We start from the raw sequence: 18,927 nt of genomic DNA, 5'->3' as shown, positions 1-18,927 counted from the left end.
TAATTTAATTTTTTTGTTCCTATTTATTTAACAAATAAATAATATAAAAGGTAAATAAAAAAGAGTGGATTTCTCCACTCCATGAAAAGCCGACTTTTTGGGACGCTTTTTTTTGCCAAGCCTCACATTTTTATAGCCAAACTTCTTTTGCGACTTGCTGCAATAATTGGATTTTCTTCCATTGTTCTTCTTCTGTTAAATGGTTTCCTTCTTCTGTTGAAGCAAACCCACATTGAGGACTGATACTTAGATTTTCCAATGGTACAAATTGTTGTGCTTCTTTTATTCGTTCTTTTATTTTCTCCGTATCTTCCAAATCTGGAAACTTAGAAGTAACTAATCCTAAAACAACTTTACTTTCTTTGTTACTCCAATGTCTTAAAGGAGTAAAATCTCCTGCTCGGTCAGAATCGTATTCCAAAAAGAAACCATCATAATTTGTTGAAAACAACTCTTCTGCAATGGGTTCATATCCACCGGAAAACAGCCAAGAAGAAGCGTGATTCCCGCGGCAGATATGTGTTGTGATCGTCAAATCTTCTGGTTTGTCTTCCAGTGCGTTATTGATAATCTCTGTACAAATATGGGCCATTTCTTTCGGATCAATTCCTTTTTGAAGAAGTGCTTCTCTTTTAGTTTGATCAGCTAGAAACGCCCAATTTGTATCATCGAATTGCAGGTAACGGCAACCTTTTTCATAAAAAGCATGAATCGCTGCTTTGTAAGTAGAGGACAAGTCCTCATAAAAATCAGATAGATCAGGATAAATCTCCTTGATTTTTGAAGAACCATCATTAGATAGGATCTCTTGTCGTAAAATCATCGTGGGACTAGGGATCGTTGCTTTTGCAACAAAAGTATCATCTGTTTCCACTACTTCTTTCAGAAAAGCAAAATCTTTTAAAAATGGGTGATTTGGATTGAAAGATAATTTATCTACTACCCGAATATTATAAGCTGGTGCTGCTTTTCCGTGGAATGTTTGATTATATCCAGTTTCTGGAACATAGCCTTCGATACCATTTAGTTCTTCTAAAAAATCAAGATGCCAAAATCCACGCCGAAATTCACCATCTGTAATTCCTTTGATGCCGACTGCTTTTTGGTCTTCCACTAATTTTTTTATTTCCTGGTCTTCGATTGCACGAAGTTCTTCTTTTGAAAGTAAGCCTTCTTGAACTTTTTTTCTTGCTTCTTTGATCGATTGCGGGCGTAAGAAACTTCCGACATGATCTACTGTAAATGGTTTGTTTTTGCTCATTTCACTCACTCTTTTCTTTGTTTTTTTGTAAAAAAAAATCCTTTTACTAGCAAATACTAGTAAAAGGACGATTATACTCGTGGTACCACCTTTTTTCAGAAAAAACATTCTTTCTCTCAGCCTGACAATAAAATCAGTGGTCTTGGTAACGAAAGACTGTTCGTTTTTGCCTACCTTTCGACAAAAAATCCTCTAAGGCCATTTTCGACAGTCAACTTCTAGCTTTTTACACCAACCAAAGCCTCTCTTGAACCATTTTCTGTCTACTTCCCTTCTCATCGGATACTATTAGAATAAAATTAGAATAGCATGTTTGAAAGAAAAGTCAATAGGGAATAAGAACAAACAAAAACTAATTTGTTATTCTTAGTAATTTGTTTGTGGAATACAATAAAGCTTTTCTAATATGATAATTGTTCAGTCGTCCTTTCATCTTAGATCACTTCCTTAAAATGATCATACCCGTTTCAACCACATAAAAAAGGACTTAATTTTGAAAAATTTCCCATCAAAACTAAGTCCTTTTTATTATAGTTATGCAAATTTGCTTATTTTCTCGCTATTTCCGATACATCTTGAATTCTAAGAATAGGTCATTATAGATGCCTAGGTATTTCGATCCTAGATCTTCGTAGACTTCAAGATGGGAGATCGTGTCATCAGATGGATAGAATTGTTCGTCCGACGAAATGTCTTTTGGCAATAACGCTTTTGCTTTTTCATTTGGTGTAGAATAACCAATATACTCTGCATTTTGTGCCGCATTTTCCGGTTCTAGCATAAAGTTGATGAAATCATAGGCACCTTCTTTATTTTTCACGGTTTTTGGCATAACGATATTATCAAACCAAAGATTGGAACCTTCTGGTGGGATTACGTAATGTAAATGTTCATTTTCCCACATCATATCGGCAGCTTCGCCAGAAAATGTCACTGCCACGGAGGCTTCTTCATTGATCATATACATTTTGATCTCATCTGCCACGATTGCTTTGACATTTGGTGTTAAATGATTCAATTTATTTGCTGCTTCTGTCAGCTGTGCCATATTCTTACTATTCAAAGAATAGCCTAAACTATTCAAAGAAAGCCCCATAACTTCTCGTGCACCGTCAATCAGCATCAAACTGTCTTTTAATTCCGGCTTCCACAAATCATCCCAATGCTTAATTTGATCTGCATCAAAGAATTTATCGTTATATACGATCCCTAAAGTTCCCCAAAAATATGGAATCGAATACTGATTATCTGGATCAAAATCCAAGTCTAAAAATCGTGGATCAATATTATTTAATCCTTTGATCTTCGAATGATCTAATGGAAGTACTAGTTTTTCTTTGATCATTTTTTGGATCATATATTCACTTGGTATAGCGATGTCGTAGTTTGTCCCACCTTGCTGGATTTTTGTGAACATCGCTTCATTAGAATCAAATGTTTCATAATTCACTTTGTATCCATATTCTTTTTCAAATTTCGTGATCAAACTAGGATCGATATAATCTCCCCAGTTATAGATGGTAAGTACCTTTGCTCCACTCATGCCACTTGTTTTTTCAAGTTGACGAACACCAAGCAGCAGCACCGCAATAATGATGAGAATACCTAAAAACAGAGATTGTAATTTTTTCATCGTAGCCGTGCCACCCCCTCGCGTACTCTTCTGTTTTTCTTCAGCCGTTTTGGACGGTTTTCTTTACTAATGAAGTAGTATCCAATGACCAATATCATGGAGAACAAGAAAACTAACGCACTTAGCGCATTGATTTCTAAACTGATTCCTTGTCTTGCACGAGAATAAATCTCTACTGAGAGCGTCGTAAAGCCATTTCCTGTGACGAAAAACGTAACCGCAAAATCATCAAGAGAATAGGTAAATGCCATAAAATATCCAGCTATGATTCCTGGAGAAAGATAAGGCAAAATGATATTTTTGACTACTTGGAAATTATTAGCACCAAGATCTCTAGCTGCATCAACCATTGAATCGTTCATTTCTTGCAATTTTGGCAAGACCATCAAGACGACGATTGGAATGCTGAAAGCAATATGGGAAAGCAATACACTCTGAAAACCTAATCCGAATCCTAGTAGTGTAAAGAAAATCAAGAAACTAGCACCGATAATAACATCAGGAGAGACTAATAAGATGTTATTCATGCTCAACAACGCTGTCCGTGCACGTCGTTTTTTCGTGTAATAGATTCCCATAGCCCCAAATGTCCCGATGATCGTGGCGATCAATGCAGATAAGAAAGCCAGCATGAACGTATTCAATACGATAATGATCAAACGTGTATCTTCAAAAACAGCTTCATAATTTTCCCAAGTAAATCCTGTAAAGCTGTTCATCGTTCCTCCTTCATTGAAGGAATAAAAAATCAGATAGAAGATCGGTGCATATAAGAATAAAAAAACAATCCCTAAATAAAGATACGACCATTTAAATTTTTTCATTTATGAGCGACCTCCTTTTTTCTTCTCGCCTGTCAGGAGCATCACGATGAACATAGCAATGATTAAAATCACACCGATTGTAGAACCCATCCCCCAGTTTTGTGTAACCAAGAAATGCTGTTCGATAGCCGTTCCTAAAGTGATCACCCGATTTCCGCCAATCAGACGAGTCAGCATGAATAAAGAAAGAGAAGGAATAAATACTGCTTGGACACCACTTTTCACACCATTTAATGATAACGGAAAAATCACTCGTCGGAAGGTCTCAAAGCTATTCGCGCCTAAATCTCTACTAGCACTGATCAAAGAAGGATTCATCTCTTCCAATGCATTGAAAATTGGCATAATCATAAATGGAATCTCGATATACGTTGCCACGAACAGAAAACTGAAGTCTGTGAATAATATCTGTTTCGGCCCGATCCCGATAAAATCAAAGAAATGATTCACGCTGCCGTGCACACTGAAAATCCCAATAAATGCGTAAGCTTTAAGCAGCAGATTCACCCATGTAGGCAAAATAATCAGCATCAGCCATAATTGCTTGTGCTTCAGTTTTGTTAAAAAATAAGCAGTCGGGTAACTGATGATCAGCGTGAAAAACGTGATCAAAAAAGCATACCATACAGAATTGATCGTCATAGAAAGCGATGTCCCCGACGTAAAATAAGATAGATAATTATTCAGCGTGAATTGCCCATTCATATCAAAAAAAGATTGATAAATGATCATTAATACAGGCGCGATCACGAATAAACCGAGCCACAAAATATAAGGGACGGAATAGATCCTGCGCATTGTTTTCATTCTTGTCCCCCCTATTCTTCGTAGCTGTCAAGACGTGCATCGAATTCTTCTTCAGACTCGTTGAAACGCATGACATGGATATCTTCTGGCTCAAAGGCCAATCCTACTTTGCTTCCTTCTTTAGCTTTTTTCGTTGAATGGACCATCCATTCATTTTGCTGTTCATCATAACAGATGATTTCATAATGGACACCACGAAACAGCTGAGTATCGACCGTTACGACTAGTTTTCCCTTATCTGGTGTCGTGATCGTCAAATCCTCTGGGCGTAAAACAACTTCAACTGGTTCATTTAGACACATCCCGCCATCGACACATTCAAATTGCTTACCAACAAACTCAACTAGATTATCTTCGATCATTACACCGTCCACGATATTGCTCTCCCCAACAAAATCAGCAACGAAATGATTGATTGGCTCATCATAAATATCTACGGGTGTACCACTTTGGACGATTTTCCCTTTATTCATGACAAAAATCTCATCACTCATTGCCAACGCTTCTTCTTGGTCATGAGTAACAAAAATAAACGTGATTCCTAATCGTTGTTGCAGATCCCGCAGTTCATACTGCATATCTGTACGTAGTTTCAAATCAAGCGCCGATAACGGTTCATCTAGTAGCAATACTTTCGGTTCATTTACAATTGCTCGTGCAATCGCTACACGCTGTCTTTGACCACCAGACATTTCACTGATCTCCCGTTTTTCGTATCCAGGAAGCTGGACCATACGCAAAGCATCTTTTACCTTCTTTTCGATATCTGATTTGGACATTTTCTTGATCTTCAATCCAAAAGCAACGTTATCAAAAACATTCATATGAGGAAAAAGTGCATAATCTTGGAAGACTGTATTTACTTGTCGCTTATTAGCTGGCAAATCATTCAACCGTTTCCCTTCAAAATAGATGTCCCCTTCTGTAGCTTCGGTGAATCCAGCTATAATACGTAGGATCGTTGTTTTGCCACAGCCGGAAGGACCAAGCAGTGTATAAAATTTTCCTTGTTCGATCTCAAAACTTACTTTTTTTAATACTGTTTCATCATCATAGCGTTTCACTACTTGATCAAATGAAATGATTGGTTTCCCCACGTTTTTACCCCCTATATTACAAATATGATTGCGTTGCAACAATCAATACTTTTGTTCGTTTTTTGAGATGATTCCTTAATTGATGTTGTTTTGTCGCTTGATAATAGATCGACTGTCCTGCTTTTGCCACATAGACCGTCTCTCCTAAGCTTAACTCTAATTCCCCTTCTAATACAAAAATAAACGTTTCAGATAATGAAGGTTCAAACGTCTTATATTCTCCTGCACCTTCAAAAGTCAGCAAGACAGGTTCCATTTCTTTTTCATTCGAATCAGCCACGAGCCATTCCAATTCATACCCGTTTTCTTCATCGAAATAAACCGTATGATCTTCTTTTGAATAAACCACTTGCAGATTCGCTGCTTCTTGATGAAAAAATTCTTCTGGAGTCACACCTAAGACTTCAAGAATAGAAAAGAATGTTTCCATTGATGGTGAACTTAAATCTCGTTCCAACTGGGAAATATACCCTTTTGACAAATCTGTGCGTTCGCCTAGTTCTTCTTGTGTCAAATTCTTTTGGATGCGCAAATTTCTTAACTTCTCACCAATTTCCATAATTTCCTCCGAATCGAAGTTTTCTAATAGTAAACTTCCTGTTTACTACCACTCGTATTAGTATACGAAATTTATTGAAAAAGGCAACCCTTTGTAAAATTTTTTTTGCTGAATATTTCTTTATCTTTTGGAATAAATTCTAGTTGTTTGATTCTTTATTTTTCACCTAATTTTTGTCTAAATTTACGGAAGAACAAGAATAAAAGAGTAGGCTTTATGGTATGATAAAAGAAAATTTTAAAAGGAGTGTCTCACGAATGAACGCTTTTCGATCTTTTCAGGTAATAAAGGAACCTGTTTTCCATACAGCAATCAGTGATCTGACATTTACTGAGTTGGCTGAAAATGAAGTCTTGGTAAAAATTGCCTATTCTGATGTCAATTACAAAGATGCATTGGCAATGAGCGAATCTGGTCAGGTGATACGAACCTATCCGATGACTCCAGGGATTGATTTATCCGGAACTGTCGTCCAAAGTAACAATCCACGTTTTTCAAAAGAAGATCTTGTACTTGCTACTGGTTTTGGGCTTGGCGTCACCCATCCAGGCGGTTATAGCCAATATCAAAAAGTACCAGGAGACTGGTTAGTTCCTCTACCAAAAAATATGACGCTGCGTCAAGCGATGATCCTTGGTACAGCAGGCTTTACTGCTATGTTATGTGTGAACGCTTTAATCCGTCAAGGTATGACCTCCGATAAAAAAGTTGTCGTTACTGGTGCTTCTGGCGGTGTAGGCAGTACAGCGATAGCTCTGTTACATACACTAGGATTCCAGTCAATCATTGCCTTTTCCAGAAAAGAAGAGTCTGTCACATGGCTAAAAAGTCTAGGTGCTTCTCAAGTCGTACGACCTGATGAATTTCTGCCAGAGACAACAAAAGCTTTAGGAAAACAGCAAATCGACTATGTCATCGACACAGTAGGTGGCGAGCAGTTAAGTAGTCTTCTTCCATTGATCTCTTATAACGGTGCAGTAGCTTTATGTGGCAATGCTGGGGGAATCAAACTAAACGCGACTGTCTTGCCTTTTATTCTGCGAAACATCCAGTTGATTGGAATTGATTCTGTCAATGTACCAATAGATCAACGTCTTTTTTTATGGCAACAGATGGCGGATTTGCAGATTGCAGATGAACTGGTCGTCCAAGAGATTACTCTGGATCAATTGCCTGAAACAGCATCTAAACTACTTGCTGGAACACACCAAGGAAGAACACTAGTAAATGTAGGTGACCATAAATGAAGATTCTAATCACAGCTGGAGGAACGACTGAAAAAATCGATCAAGTACGTGCTATTACAAATCATTCGACAGGACGATTAGGGCAAGCATTAGCTGATTATTTAGCTGCCAATCCGGATACCACAATCGATTACGTGACTACGAAACAAGCACTGAAACCGAAAAGACACTCCAATATAACGATTTATACGATCGAATCTGCACTGGACTTATTTTTACAATTAGAAGCACTAACGAAAAAAGAACACTACGATGCGATTATCCACAGTATGGCAGTCAGTGATTTTACTCCTGCTTTTAGTTTTTCAGAAGAACAGCTGGCAAAAAACCTACCCACTTCTTCAACGCAAGAAGAACTGGACAATTGGTTTGCGGAAAATGAACAGACAGATACCACTGTTTCAAAGATCTCTTCTGACACCGAGCATCTTGTACTCGTTTTGAAGAAAACACCAAAAATCATTTCTTATCTACGTGAATGGCAGCCAAAAGCAAAAATCATTGGTTTCAAACTATTAGTAGATGTACCAAAGGAATCTCTTCTGGCAGTCGCAAAAAATAGTCTGATAAATAACAAAACTGATTTTATTTTCGCAAATGATTTGACGGAAATCCATGGCGAGACACACCACGGCTATCTCTTATCTAAAGATGGAACAGTGGAAGAAGCTCAAAGTAAATCTGAGATTGCTGCATTGATTACTGAGAAAATTAGACTGGAGGAATCAAAATGAAAAAGATCTTACTAGGCGTTACTGGAAGTATTTCTGCTTACAAAAGCGCTGATCTTACAAGTCAATTCGTCAAATTAGGTGCCCAGGTAGATGTGATTATGTCTAAAAGCAGCACACATTTTATCACGCCATTAACCTTGCAATCTCTGTCGAAGCGCGCAGTCCATACAGACGTCATGCAAGAATCAAATCCGCAGGTAATCAATCATATCGAACTAGCAAAACAAGCTGACTTGTTTCTCATCGCGCCTGCTACAGCAAACATTATCGGCAAGCTAGCAAATGGCATTGCAGACGATCTTCTTTCAACAGTCGCAATGGCGCTTCCAGTGGGAACACCAAAATTGATTGCCCCTGCCATGAACACGAATATGTATCAAAACCCGATCACTCAGCGTAATCTGGAAACATTGAGATCTGTCGGCTATCAGGAAATTGAACCAAGAGAATCTCTTTTAGCTTGTGGAGATTTTGGAAAAGGTGCCTTAGCTGATATTCAGACGATCATCGAACAGGTCATGCTGACTCTTAATGAAAGAAATGCTTAGAAAAAAGGAGTACTTATGAAAAATACAAAAAACTTTACATTAACTGCGATGTTTTTAGCTATTTTGATTTTATTAGCTGTTACGCCTTTAGGTTTTATCCCTATCGGTCCAATCAATGCAACAACCATGCATATTCCTGTAATCATTGCTTCGATCGTTTTAGGACCAAGACTAGGTGCTTTTCTTGGCGGTACATTTGGACTGATCAGCATGATCCGTAGCACAGTTATCCAAACACCTTTGTCTTTTGTCTTTTCTCCGTTTATCCCAGTCATCGGAACAGAACATGGAAGCTGGAAAGCCTTGCTGATCGCGTTTATTCCTCGTATCTTGATTGGGGTGGTTCCTTATTTCGTTTATAAAGGTCTGCGCAAACTAATGAAACAAAAAGCAGATTCCGTTTCTTTATTCTTAGCTGGACTTTCCGGTTCATTGACCAATACGATTTTAGTGATGAATATGATCTACTTTTTATTCCAGCAAGATTATGCCAAAGTCATCGGAACAAATTTAAATGCTGTTTATTCAGCTATTCTAGCGGTTATTTTTACAAGTGGTATACCTGAAGGAATCGTCGCAGGTCTTGCGACTGCAGCAGTATGCAATGTCTTGTTAAGATACTTCAAGCACCCTTCTCTTACTAACTGATAGTCATCGTAGCCGATCTCTGATTTTTTTCTCTTTTGGTGTTACTATTGAATGGAAAGATTTGACGTCGAAAGGATGATCCAAATGAAAATTTTTGTTGTAGGTGCAAACGGACAAATTGGCCGACACCTGATAAAAGATTTAGCTCCAAGTTCCCATGAAATTTTTGCAGGGGTAAGAGATGTCGCTTCCCAAACATTAGTAAAAAAAGAGAATGTTTCGTATGTCTCTTTTGATTTAACTTGGTCCGTGGAAAAAATGACCGAAGCATTCAAAGGCATCGATGTATTAATTTTTGCTGCCGGCTCTCAAGGAAAGAATCTTCTGCAAGTAGACTTGGATGGCGCAATCAAAACAGTGATCGCAGCTGAAAATGCGCATGTCTCTCGCTATCTGATGGTCAGTGCTGTTTATGCAGATGAACCAGCAAAATGGCCTGAGTCCATGACAGATTATTATATTACTAAACATTATGCAGATGAATGGCTGAAACGAACTAACTTAGATTTTGTCATTCTTCAACCAGTCACATTGACTAACGATGAAGAAGTTACTTCCATTCAATTAACTAAGCCTAATGAGAAGGCATCAAAAACGATCACTCGCTCTACAGTTGCTGCTGTACTTGCCGCTCTAGTGGAAGAAACGGATATTTCTCGTACGACTCTAGTACTTTCTGAAGGTAGCAAAGAGTTGAATACAGCATTCCAAGAATGGGCAAAGGAGGAATAGATCCATGCGTGCCATTTCAATCAAGCATCCTGGTTCTATAGATGTATTAGAACAAATTGAAGTGCCTGTTCCTAAACCAAAACAAGGCGAATTACTGATCAAAGTCCATACAGCAGCTGTCAATCGAACAGATATTATGAAAAGAGAATCAGTCTCTTTGAAACCTCCCTACCCTATTTTGGGAGTCGAAGTAGCTGGAGAGGTAGTTGAGAATAAAAGTGATATCTCCACTTTTACTCCTGGGACAAAAGTGTACGGATTAGTCAATCTAGGTGGTTATGCCGAATATGCTGTGATGCCTGCCGATCGTGCAATCCTTCTCCCTGATACGTTAGACTATGTTTCTGCTGCTGGAATCTCAGAAGTTTTTTTGACTGCTTATCAAACACTTTACTGGCTTGGAAAATTACAAGAAGGTGAAACTGTCTTGATCCATGCAGGAGCAAGTGGTGTGGGAACAGCAGCGATCCAATTAGCTAGACAGCTTTCTCACGCGAAAATCATCGTTACTGCAGGATCAGAAGAAAAACTCGCCTTTTGTAAAGAACTTGGTGCAGATGAATTGATCAACTATAAAAAACAAGACTTTCAAGAAGAGGTACGAAAAATCACTGAAGGTCGGGGAGTCGATGTTATTTTGGATTTCATCGGCGCTTCTTACTGGGAAAAGAATTTAGCTTCTATAGCCGTTGATGGACGTTGGGTCTTGATTGGTATGCTAGGTGGGACCATCGTGCCTGAGATAGACCTTGGTGTATTGATTGGGAAACGTGTCCAACTGCTTGGTACATTATTGACACCTAGAAGTGATCAGTATAAAGCAGAGCTCGCACAAACTTTTATGCAAAAAGCTGGGCCTTTTCTAGAAAATGGCAAGATTCGGCCAATCATTGACCGTACATTCCAATTCAGCGCAGTCAAACAAGCGCATGAATATATGGAAGCAAACAAAAACATCGGAAAAATCATTTTGAAGATAACTGAATAAAATCATGCTGATCAAAAAAGAGGCTGGGACAGAAGCGTTTAACTCCAAGAAATAAGAAGAAATTCACGAAAATTGCTTTTCAAATTTTTGTGAATTTCAGCTTATTTCCGAAGGAGTTGCTTCTGCTTCCGCCGTTTATACGTGTTTAGAGCGTGAGACAAAAGTGTTCTTTACTTTTGTCCCACGCTCTTTTTCCGAATAAACGGTGTTCAAAAGCTTGCATCTGCGGTAATAAGTCCAACCAAGTTAAAAACATAAGAAGCTGTTTTTACTTGGCTGTTCTTATTACTTGATGCAGGGCAGCTTTTTCACAACCTCTTCACTAAACGGTATTCAATCAGCTGACCCTCGGTATTAGCTCAAAAAACGGCAAAATATGAGGAACTATTTTGCCGTTTGTTTCTCTAATACTCAGGTCAAAACACTGATTTCACAACCTCTTTTTATTTACGTTCTATTTCATTCATTTTCCGAAGCAAATCGAGCTGCTTTTATGCCCGCTTGTCGCCCAAAAATAATGATCTCCGCAACTGAATTTCCACCGATCCGGTTGTTTCCATGTAAGCCACCTGTGACTTCACCAGCAGCATATAACCCCCTAATTGGCTGGTTTTCTTTATCTAATACTTCAGTGTTCGTATTGATTTTCACACCGCCCATCGTGTAATGGATTCCTGGTGCGATTTTGATCGCATAATAATTTGGAGACGATAAGTCATGTTCCATGGCTGTGGCACGGTTGAATTGAGCATCTTTTTTCTCCGCAACATCCGTATTCCATCCATCAACTGTTTTTGCTAGTGTTTCTTTTGGTAAATCGATTTTTTCTGCTAATTCTTCCATTGTCTTTCCAGTTGTGACATATCCTTTTTGGTCATAAAATTCAATAGCTGTGGCACGATCACGCACGCCTTGGTCAAAAATCAAATAAGCTGATTTTTCAGGCAATGCTGTAATTGCTGCAGATACTTTATCCCTTGTATCCATTTCATTGACAAATCTTTTCCCCTCTTGATCGACCAAGATTGCTCCTTCTCCGCGAACAACCTCACCAATCAAGACCCCCTCATCCTGCTGCACAGTTGGATGAATTTGTATTTTATCCATATCAACGGTTTGTCCACCTAATTTTTCAATCATGGTGATACCATCTCCAGTTGATCCTTCTTGATTTGTCGTAATATAATCAGCTAAATCGGGACGATATTTTTCAATAAATTCTTTGCTGGCACCAAAACCGCCTGTGGTAACTACGATTGCTTTTCCGGTGACCTCTTTTGGTTCTTCTCCTTGAACATGTACAGTCACTTCATTGACCGTTTCCCCATTTTTCTTAATGTCTGTCACATCTGCGTTGACAAAAATAGGGATTTCTCGCTCATGGACGTTATTCAATAACCCCTCCACTAAGTATCCACCAATAGCCGAGCCATCAGACGGACGATGTGTCCTCTTTTCACTCATCCCTCCAGTGATCGTTAAGTTGTCCAGTTTGATACCGTTTTGATCTAGCCAATCGACCGCATCAGCAGAGTGATCGACAAAGTATCGAAGCATTTCTTTATCATTCGTTCCTCCACCACCTTTTAGCGTTTCTTCATAGAAGGCATCATTCGAGTCTTTGATTCCTTCTTCTTTTTGAAATTTTGTTTCTGAAGCATTCATACCGCTTGATGATTTAGATGTGTTTCCTCCGGCAACAGGCATCTTTTCCAAAATTACTGGATTCAACCCAGCATCTTTTGCTTCGATAGCTGCTGCCATCCCTGCACCACCAGCTCCAATAATCACGACATCATAAGATTCTTTCATTTCTTTTGGATCTGTATATACTTGTTCAGAAGCGCCTGATGATACTTCGGCAGATTCCTTCGTACTAGAACTTGTCTGCGCTGTATTTTTCTGATCTGCGCCGCATGCGCTCATAGCAAGAAGTGCAACGGCTGTTAATAAACCAGCAACTAATTTTTTCATTTGTATCCCCCTTTTCTCCTTATACTATATTAAGTGATTTTTTTCACAATATCAACTCTGTTTTTCTTTAAGTCATATAGCTTTGGTAAACACACGCTTCTTAGTATAATTAAGGATATACATGAAGGAGTTATTTTATGAATCATTTGAAAACCTTTTTTACGAACAGTACAAAAACTGCAGGTAGAATCACAAACGGAATCTATATTTTATTACGTATCATCGTCGTTATTATGCTAGTGGATCAGGTCTGGAACCAACACTGGGGAAATACAATGCTTTTATTACTGACACTAATTTTATTTGAAATCCCTTATTTTCTGGAAAAGATATTAAAGATACAGATTCCAAATATGCTAGAAATCATTTTGTTATCTTTTATTTTTAGTTCAACAGTTTTAGGAGAGTTAAGTGATTTTTATGGCTATTTTTCAATGTGGGATACTTTTCTACATGCATTCAGCGGATTTTTAGCTGGGGGTGTCGGCTTTTCCCTTGTTTATTTGCTCAATAAAAATACAAAAACCATGAACTTGACTCCTTTATTACTAGCAGTTGTTTCCTTCTGTTTTTCGATGACAGTTGGTGTTATGTGGGAGTTTGTGGAATTTTCAGCAGATAAATTACTGCAATTCGATATGCAAAAAGATACGATCATCCAGCAAATCAATAGTGTGGAGTTAAGTAAAGACGGAAAAACTGTCTATCATGTTCCAGATATCACTCGGACAATCATTGAAAGTCAAAATGCAGATGGTAAAACAGATAAAACAATCATCCAAAATGGTTACTTAGACGTGGGAATCATGGATACTATGAAGGATTTATTTGTTAATTTTATTGGAGCAGTTGTTTTCAGTGTATTTGGTTACCTCTATAGTCGAAACGATTACCAAAAATTTACGTTCATCAAGAATTTTATTCCTAAAAAAATCAAACGATAAAACATGCTAAAAAACAAGAGAAGGGGCAGTGACAATACTTTTGTCACTGCCCCTTCTTTTTTGAATGTATGGCATGCCATTAGTTATCCGATAGTATTAACTCAAAAAAGTAAGATATGAGGAATGACTATTTCGTTTTTTATCCCAATACTGAGGACTTATTTCACCATTTCGTTATTTATCTAATTTACTTAAAACCTGCATAACTTTTTCATAATCTGGATTAGGTGTGCCGTCTAGATTTTCAGCAATAAAAGTAAAACCCATTTTTTTATAAAGAGCAATCGCCTGATGGCTCCATGTCTGTGTGTGAAGATAGATTGGTCCGTCCGTATGGAGGGTAGGAAATTCTTGCAAGACTCTGGCAGTCAATGCTTTTGCGAGCCCTTTTCCTTGGTAATCTGGTTTCACTGCTAACCAATGAAAAACCGGATACACTTGCTCTCTTGATTTTTTTCGCCAAGCGGTACAGGTTGCTACTTTTTCTCCTTTTTTTGTCTCTACAAAAAACATCCTTCTTTCAAGTTCTTCAGGATAAGGAGCAAAGTTTTGTTGAAAATACTCAAGTGCTTCATCTGTCGTTTGAAATTCCCCAACGGAAGTCTCAATCTCCGCCCAAGCAGATTCATCTTCTTTTTGATAAAATCGAAATTCAAAACCTTCCGCTAAAGGCGTGATTGGAACATTTTGTTGAAGTGGTCTTGTCATCCAGATTTCTGCGTAAGGTAACGTTTTATCTAACATTTTTCTATCCCTCCTCGTCTCCATTATGCCAAATAACGTATGACTCAGCTACTTATTTGACTATAACAGATAGAGATATAAATCAGAACCAGTCATCTGCGTCAAATTCATTTCGATTAGCGTATACCCATGTTCCTGCGATACCTCGCATGAAATCTCCTAAAGCAGAAGAAGAAGGAATACCTCCACCAGGTGCGGGTGTTCCCGGACTAGGAAGTGGTACTTGCGGCTGTGGATGTTCATCGGTAGAATCAATAGTTGACAAGCGTTTTTTCTTCGTTTCCTTCTGGTCATCTGATTCCTTCTGATCTTCCGACTGTTTAGCAACAAATTCTTTTTCTGATTGTTGTTTTATTTTAGGCTCTAAAATTTCATTTTCCAATCCAGAAACTTGTGGGGCTAAATGAGCTTCTTGCCTTATCGTTTTATTAGATTCTGAGATTTTTCTAGATATTCTTGCTGGCTGTAAATTTCTTGTTTGCTTTGCTTCCCCTGTTGGAGAAACTGCATGAGCCATTTGTTGTTTTTTTTCTGACAAGTTTTCTTCTTGTTTTTTTTGTTCTTTTTGTCTTATCTGTTTTTTTAATGGTAAAACGTGTAAAAGCGACTGAGCATGGAGTTCTTGGAGTGAATACGGGTCATGATAACTATACATAATCGTAAAATCACCTGTCTGTTTGGTCAAATAACCATCCTCCAATGGTTCTCCGTTGATTGTAACCGATACATCCTTTAACGGTACGGGTTTACCTAAGGAATTTGTTGCTGATTGGATCAACTCTTCTTTGTTTATTTTTTCGTTTGGATGAACAATAAGATCATGACCTTCTAATGAACGATTGTCTGGTATATAAACATAAGTAAAGGTAATTTCCCCTCCTGATTGCTTCCTATTATTCATCAGTTCTGAGTGAAGTACTTCAAGGATCTCCGACCAGTGACTTTTTCTGTCTAATCCGTTTGCTTGCATCCAATCAGAAATAGAAGTGACTTTCCCATTTTGTTCATAAGTCGATAAATCTATATTTGGCACTCGATCAGAAAATTCAGCAGGTAGGCGCAAATCAGGAATACGATTTACACTACTCATATGTGTTTCTGCTTGAAGTTCTTTATTTGTTTGACTATCTATAAAATGAGTGATGACAGTCGATGAAGCAGCAGATGCTTCTACATAAACTACAGCTGTTGTTTCTGCCACATTTGATGTTTTCGAGTCTATATAAGTTAATACAACGGGATATTCTCCCGGAGTTGTAGTATCTACTGTCCCGTTCATTTTGATTTCTTCTTTATTTCCTGAAGTTCCATCGCTTTTTGTTACATATTCAACAAGATCTTTAGGGGCGTAACTCTCTCCTGTTCTTAAGTGAAGATCTTTTCCTTTGATAGCTGTTTGATCAGCACGAACATGGATCACAGCAGATGCAGTCATTGTTTTTAAAGCAATTGGATCAAAATAGGACAAGGAAATAGTAGATGTTCCTGTATTAGTCGTATCCACGATATTCCCATTGTTTGAAATTACTTTGGACATATCTCCTTGTGTTCCATCTGCGTTCTTCAGCCTTTCTACCAGATCAGATATCGAAACTTTTGTCCCTGCCAGAACATCGATTTTCTTTCCTTCAAACTGTGAATAATCTTTTTCATATACATAAGAAACTTGTGCGCTTCCACCGTCCTTTATATCTGTCAAAGCATGATTCAAAATATCAGTGATCTGTTTTAACTGATCACCTTTTGTAGGATCAGTCATATCGGAAAAGATAGAAAGCGGCACACTGCTTCCGGTTTCCGATGTCCATAATGTTTTGTTAGGAATTAACCAGTAGTGGTTTATCGTTGGAGGATAACTGACTTTATTATAGGAAGTCAATGCAGGAAGTAGCTGTTTTCCATTTGCATCAGTGAAAGTATGAGTAATAGTGATAGGGGAATCAGTGGTCTCAGAAACAGAGGTACGTACGACCTTGATGGTTTGTGTCGTTGCCTGAACGGGTACATGCATATAGACACCTACAGATAAACTGATCAGCATCGTGCGCATCATAAACTTAACGTAGTGTTTTTCAGAACACGACCGTTCCTTATCTAAACGACAAGCGTGTTTATTTAGTTGTTTTGAACGTCTTTTTGAACACATTTATTCTTAGTCCTCCCTACTCTTGTCTAAACATGAAGTAGTAATTTTCATAAGATGATTTCATTATATAAATAAAATCAAAACAAGATGGACTATTAGGAGAGTATTTTTTTTGATTTTTTATTGTTTCAAGAAAATCGGAATAATAACTTATGTACTTTTTAATTTTGTTAAGTAATATATCTAGTTATATCTAGTTATATCTAGTTATATCTAGTTACCTTTTCTTTGAAAAAAACATAAATCAGCTAATAAATATGTGAGACAAAGCTGCCATCCATAAATACTAGCTGATTTTTTCAGTTAAATGTCTATTTTTTTCTCTGATGATGGTATTTCCAAAATATTCCCAGTCATCTGGAGTCGGTGGATTTTTCCAAATTATCTGTTCTTTATTAAATTTTTCAAGTAAACAATCAGATAAATAAATATTCGTACGAGAAGTGATTCGACTCTCAATCACAATATTGTAATTTTTAAATCCTTTCACTTGAGAAATAATGTAATCGGTATAAGCAGATCCTTGCGAAAAATCAATACAGACATGAATCGGTGCTTCAAAATATGATACCGGACAAATACCGACCAATAAAAAGAGATAATCATAAAATAAGCGAATCATGAAACGTTCATCTTTTCCCAAGAAATAGCGTTTATTCTCTTGTATGACCTTTTGGATTGCTGTACTGAATATTGGATACGTCTCAAAGAAAAACTGTAGCTGCTTGTTAGACGTAAAGCTAGTCATCTCAAAGTCGAATATCCAATTTTTTCGATTGACATACATCATACCCATACGAAGTTCTTTTCGTATATATAGTCTTTCTTCTTCAGAGATTTCAATCGAAAATGGTAATTGATCAATCAATTCCACTGACATTTTTTGACTAATCATGTGGATATCATGAAAATGAGCTTCCGCAAGTCCAAATGCGCCATCTAATTCAAATTCTTCTTCCGTGATCAAAAACAACATGATATAAGAAATCTCATCAATGATCTGCTCTTTAGGGATATGAAGAAAAGAAATATGTGATAAATCCTTGATGATCTTCATTCCTTCTGAGCTCTTAAAGTATTCATCTGAAAAGAAACGTTTTCCGATTGGTTGATTCCCATAGGCCCTCAACAAACTAATAGTGGTTAGCAAATTGAATTTGATTCGTTTTGTTGCAGACAGTTTTAAATTGAACAGATATTCAAAATATTGCACGATACTCTTTGCTTCATTCATGACGCTTTCTCTAAATGGCATAGAAAAACCATTAAAGACCCCGAAATATACCCCAAATAATACGTTCCGTATGTTTATTTCTTCCCCAACTAATATGTTTTTCTTTAACTTTATTTGATGCTGTTCAAGAAAAGAGACTAATTCTCTTCTTTTTACATAGGCTCTTGATATGCTTAAAAAATGATTCTCTGCAAATTTTTCGATCGTTACTTTTGAATCCACGATCTCCGTTAACAGTCGAGCAATTTTTGATCGTTGAAAGTAGATTCTTCTTAAATTTTTGATATCCGTCAAATTCAGACGTTCGACATGGATCTCTGCTTCTTCTGAAATTTGGATCTCTGGCTTTGTTTTGAATTCAGTAAATTCTTTATTTAATTCTATGATATAATTTCTTGTTTTAAATTTAGACAAACCTAATGTTTCATATAACTTAGGTAGCACTACATAATTCTTTTTCTCAAATTCTAAATATCTAGCTAGCAGCAGTTTTTCTCTATCTTCCTCTTCTATAAGGTAATCCAACTTCATATCCTACACCTCAAAAAATGCCTCATACCAATTACTTGATATGCAGATGAAAGTTCAACTTTTCACCTATACTGATTTTATGATGGATTATGCTTGTTTTTTCATCAGTTATTCTCATTTTTTATCTTTTTTTTGAGAATATTGCAAAAAATGGAAAAATTTATGAGGAAATATTCTATATTTTTTGTTTTATTGTGTTAAAATGTACAAGATTTGCGCCATTTGCGTAAACAACCACAAAAAAGAGCAGGGCGGCCACCGTCCTGCTCTTTTACT

The 18,927-nt window shown here is 37.3% G+C and carries 17 protein-coding genes and 1 other annotated feature; of the genes, 7 read left to right on the top strand and 10 right to left on the bottom strand.

Annotated elements, in window-relative coordinates:
* Positions 1-130 precede the first annotated feature (130 nt).
* From RG571_RS09530 to RG571_RS09505, 6 genes are all read right to left on the bottom strand, one after another.
* Positions 131-1,261 carry a 5-methyltetrahydropteroyltriglutamate--homocysteine S-methyltransferase gene (locus RG571_RS09530; RefSeq protein WP_002339031.1) on the bottom strand — a complete coding sequence of 377 codons (1,131 nt, stop codon included), beginning with the start codon at positions 1,259-1,261 and terminating at the stop codon, positions 131-133.
* A gap of 60 nt (positions 1,262-1,321) precedes the next feature.
* Positions 1,322-1,549, bottom strand: a binding site (T-box leader).
* 271 nt (positions 1,550-1,820) lie between these two features.
* Complete coding sequence (locus tag RG571_RS09525) at positions 1,821-2,894, bottom strand: ABC transporter substrate-binding protein (protein ID WP_002293464.1); 1,074 nt, start codon at positions 2,892-2,894, stop codon at positions 1,821-1,823.
* On the bottom strand, positions 2,891-3,718 hold the full coding sequence (locus tag RG571_RS09520; RefSeq protein ID WP_002287036.1) for an ABC transporter permease: 828 nt from the start codon (positions 3,716-3,718) through the stop codon (positions 2,891-2,893). The genes RG571_RS09525 and RG571_RS09520 overlap by 4 nt, the downstream gene beginning before the upstream one ends.
* Entirely contained in the window at positions 3,719-4,525 is an 807-nt protein-coding gene (locus RG571_RS09515; protein WP_002287038.1) for an ABC transporter permease, read from the bottom strand.
* An 11-nt stretch (positions 4,526-4,536) separates the two neighbouring features.
* Entirely contained in the window at positions 4,537-5,622 is a 1,086-nt protein-coding gene (locus RG571_RS09510) for an ABC transporter ATP-binding protein (RefSeq protein ID WP_258430381.1), read from the bottom strand.
* Between the two features lie 16 nt (positions 5,623-5,638).
* On the bottom strand, positions 5,639-6,181 hold the full coding sequence (locus RG571_RS09505) for a helix-turn-helix domain-containing protein (protein ID WP_002287040.1): 543 nt from the start codon (positions 6,179-6,181) through the stop codon (positions 5,639-5,641).
* Positions 6,182-6,438: 257 nt separating this feature from the next.
* Between RG571_RS09505 and RG571_RS09500 the strand changes: the two genes are divergently transcribed.
* The 6 genes from RG571_RS09500 to RG571_RS09475 all read left to right on the top strand — a co-directional run bounded on the left by RG571_RS09500 (position 6,439) and on the right by RG571_RS09475 (position 11,078).
* Positions 6,439-7,428: an oxidoreductase gene (locus tag RG571_RS09500; RefSeq protein WP_002339032.1), complete on the top strand. Its 990-nt coding sequence runs from the start codon at positions 6,439-6,441 to the stop codon at positions 7,426-7,428.
* Positions 7,425-8,162, top strand: a complete 738-nt coding sequence (locus RG571_RS09495; RefSeq protein WP_002293460.1) for a phosphopantothenate--cysteine ligase — start codon at positions 7,425-7,427, stop codon at positions 8,160-8,162. Before RG571_RS09500 ends, RG571_RS09495 begins: the two co-directional genes overlap by 4 nt.
* On the top strand, positions 8,159-8,710 hold the full coding sequence (gene coaC / locus RG571_RS09490) for a phosphopantothenoylcysteine decarboxylase (protein WP_002287045.1): 552 nt from the start codon (positions 8,159-8,161) through the stop codon (positions 8,708-8,710). Before RG571_RS09495 ends, coaC begins: the two co-directional genes overlap by 4 nt.
* Positions 8,711-8,725: 15 nt before the next feature.
* The gene (locus tag RG571_RS09485; protein WP_002287046.1) at positions 8,726-9,358 is read left to right on the top strand and encodes an ECF transporter S component; all 633 of its coding nucleotides are present in this window, start codon (positions 8,726-8,728) and stop codon (positions 9,356-9,358) included.
* An 84-nt stretch (positions 9,359-9,442) separates the two neighbouring features.
* Positions 9,443-10,090 carry an NAD(P)-binding oxidoreductase gene (locus tag RG571_RS09480; protein WP_002296930.1) on the top strand — a complete coding sequence of 216 codons (648 nt, stop codon included), beginning with the start codon at positions 9,443-9,445 and terminating at the stop codon, positions 10,088-10,090.
* A gap of 4 nt (positions 10,091-10,094) precedes the next feature.
* The gene (locus tag RG571_RS09475; RefSeq protein ID WP_258430380.1) at positions 10,095-11,078 is read left to right on the top strand and encodes an NAD(P)H-quinone oxidoreductase; all 984 of its coding nucleotides are present in this window, start codon (positions 10,095-10,097) and stop codon (positions 11,076-11,078) included.
* A 459-nt stretch (positions 11,079-11,537) separates the two neighbouring features.
* On the opposite strand, the gene RG571_RS09470 is transcribed toward RG571_RS09475, so the two are convergent.
* On the bottom strand, positions 11,538-13,052 hold the full coding sequence (locus tag RG571_RS09470) for a flavocytochrome c (protein ID WP_002339034.1): 1,515 nt from the start codon (positions 13,050-13,052) through the stop codon (positions 11,538-11,540).
* 137 nt (positions 13,053-13,189) lie between these two features.
* Here RG571_RS09470 and RG571_RS09465 point away from each other — a divergent pair, with 137 nt between their 5' ends.
* The gene (locus tag RG571_RS09465; protein ID WP_308947584.1) at positions 13,190-13,996 is read left to right on the top strand and encodes a hypothetical protein; all 807 of its coding nucleotides are present in this window, start codon (positions 13,190-13,192) and stop codon (positions 13,994-13,996) included.
* Between the two features lie 174 nt (positions 13,997-14,170).
* On the opposite strand, the gene RG571_RS09460 is transcribed toward RG571_RS09465, so the two are convergent.
* The 3 genes from RG571_RS09460 to RG571_RS09450 form a co-directional block, all read right to left on the bottom strand.
* Positions 14,171-14,740: a GNAT family N-acetyltransferase gene (locus tag RG571_RS09460; RefSeq protein WP_002287055.1), complete on the bottom strand. Its 570-nt coding sequence runs from the start codon at positions 14,738-14,740 to the stop codon at positions 14,171-14,173.
* Positions 14,741-14,822: 82 nt separating this feature from the next.
* The gene (locus RG571_RS09455) at positions 14,823-16,886 is read right to left on the bottom strand and encodes a bacterial Ig-like domain-containing protein (protein ID WP_136653498.1); all 2,064 of its coding nucleotides are present in this window, start codon (positions 16,884-16,886) and stop codon (positions 14,823-14,825) included.
* Positions 16,887-17,172: 286 nt separating this feature from the next.
* Complete coding sequence (locus RG571_RS09450; RefSeq protein ID WP_308947585.1) at positions 17,173-18,651, bottom strand: helix-turn-helix domain-containing protein; 1,479 nt, start codon at positions 18,649-18,651, stop codon at positions 17,173-17,175.
* Between the last annotated feature and the right edge of the window lie 276 nt (positions 18,652-18,927).

The sequence above is a fragment of the Enterococcus sp. FR204 genome, assembly GCF_031143325.1.
GTDB lineage: Bacteria > Bacillota > Bacilli > Lactobacillales > Enterococcaceae > Enterococcus_B > Enterococcus_B faecium.
Note: the sequence above shows the minus strand (reverse complement) of the source record. Positions and strands in the feature narration are given on the sequence as shown.

Excerpts from the sequence above, each read along its gene's own strand:
- RG571_RS09465 (WP_308947584.1), top strand. The coding sequence starts at position 13,190 with ATGAATCATTTGAAAACCTTTTTTACGAACAGTACAAAAACTGCAGGT.
- RG571_RS09500 (WP_002339032.1), top strand. The coding sequence starts at position 6,439 with ATGAACGCTTTTCGATCTTTTCAGGTAATAAAGGAACCTGTTTTCCAT.
- RG571_RS09450 (WP_308947585.1), bottom strand. The coding sequence starts at position 18,651 with ATGAAGTTGGATTACCTTATAGAAGAGGAAGATAGAGAAAAACTGCTG.
- RG571_RS09470 (WP_002339034.1), bottom strand. The coding sequence starts at position 13,052 with ATGAAAAAATTAGTTGCTGGTTTATTAACAGCCGTTGCACTTCTTGCT.
- RG571_RS09495 (WP_002293460.1), top strand. The coding sequence starts at position 7,425 with ATGAAGATTCTAATCACAGCTGGAGGAACGACTGAAAAAATCGATCAA.
- RG571_RS09525 (WP_002293464.1), bottom strand. The coding sequence starts at position 2,894 with ATGAAAAAATTACAATCTCTGTTTTTAGGTATTCTCATCATTATTGCG.
- RG571_RS09480 (WP_002296930.1), top strand. The coding sequence starts at position 9,443 with ATGAAAATTTTTGTTGTAGGTGCAAACGGACAAATTGGCCGACACCTG.
- RG571_RS09485 (WP_002287046.1), top strand. The coding sequence starts at position 8,726 with ATGAAAAATACAAAAAACTTTACATTAACTGCGATGTTTTTAGCTATT.
- RG571_RS09460 (WP_002287055.1), bottom strand. The coding sequence starts at position 14,740 with ATGTTAGATAAAACGTTACCTTACGCAGAAATCTGGATGACAAGACCA.
- RG571_RS09455 (WP_136653498.1), bottom strand. The coding sequence starts at position 16,886 with ATGTGTTCAAAAAGACGTTCAAAACAACTAAATAAACACGCTTGTCGT.
- RG571_RS09475 (WP_258430380.1), top strand. The coding sequence starts at position 10,095 with ATGCGTGCCATTTCAATCAAGCATCCTGGTTCTATAGATGTATTAGAA.
- RG571_RS09515 (WP_002287038.1), bottom strand. The coding sequence starts at position 4,525 with ATGAAAACAATGCGCAGGATCTATTCCGTCCCTTATATTTTGTGGCTC.
- RG571_RS09520 (WP_002287036.1), bottom strand. The coding sequence starts at position 3,718 with ATGAAAAAATTTAAATGGTCGTATCTTTATTTAGGGATTGTTTTTTTA.
- RG571_RS09505 (WP_002287040.1), bottom strand. The coding sequence starts at position 6,181 with ATGGAAATTGGTGAGAAGTTAAGAAATTTGCGCATCCAAAAGAATTTG.
- RG571_RS09530 (WP_002339031.1), bottom strand. The coding sequence starts at position 1,261 with ATGAGCAAAAACAAACCATTTACAGTAGATCATGTCGGAAGTTTCTTA.
- coaC (WP_002287045.1), top strand. The coding sequence starts at position 8,159 with ATGAAAAAGATCTTACTAGGCGTTACTGGAAGTATTTCTGCTTACAAA.